This is a genomic window from Salinicola salarius (assembly GCF_002179555.1).
Taxonomy (GTDB): domain Bacteria; phylum Pseudomonadota; class Gammaproteobacteria; order Pseudomonadales; family Halomonadaceae; genus Salinicola; species Salinicola salarius_A.
The window spans coordinates 1-627 of the sequence record NZ_NHOU01000137.1 but is presented as its reverse complement, the minus strand read 5'-3'; the positions used below and the strand labels follow the sequence as shown (position 1 = coordinate 627).

The following is a 627-nucleotide window of genomic DNA, read 5'->3' as shown; positions in this document are numbered from 1 at the left end:
TAAATAAATAAGGTAATCCCCCGGCTTTGCCGGGGGACTACCCGAGGTTTGACCGTGTGATGCGGTCAAAGGGAACCTCCAATCTCGGCCAAGAGATAGGAAGTTCCCAATGAGAGAGTACCAGAGTCTTGCTCACACAACATGGAACTGCAGGTATCATGTCGTGTTCATCCCCAAAAAGCGAAAGAAGGCGATCTTTGGTGGTATCCGAAAACACCTTGGTGAGGTGTTCCATGAGCTGGCAAGACAGAAGGAGTGCCAGATCGTAGAGGGGCACCTGATGCGTGATCACGTTCACATGTGTATCAGCATCCCTCCGAAGCACTCGGTGTCACATGTGGTTGGCTACATCAAAGGTAAGAGTGCGATATCTATAGCCAGAAATTTCATGGGCAGATCGCGAAATTTCTCTGGTGAAAGCTTCTGGGCGAGAGGTTATTTCGTCTCGACAGTAGGGCTTGATGAAGGAATGGTAAGGGCCTATATCCGGAATCAGGAAAAGGTGGATGAGCATTATGATCAGCTCAAGTTTGGAATGTGAGGCAGCCGCCTTCAGGCGGCTCAGATTCTTGCCCCTTTGAGGGGCTAACAATATAAAGCCCCCGGCTTTGCCGGGGGATACTTACT

General features: G+C 50.1%; 1 protein-coding gene. It reads left to right on the top strand.

The features are described 5' to 3' along the window. Positions 1-109: 109 nt before the first annotated feature. Entirely contained in the window at positions 110-541 is a 432-nt protein-coding gene (gene tnpA, locus CCD76_RS19500) for an IS200/IS605 family transposase (RefSeq protein WP_087721126.1), read from the top strand. Positions 542-627: the final 86 nt, after the last annotated feature.

What these genes read in the sequence shown, in the direction of transcription:
- tnpA (WP_087721126.1), top strand. Translation starts at nt 110, where the DNA reads ATGAGAGAGTACCAGAGTCTTGCTCACACAACATGGAACTGCAGGTAT.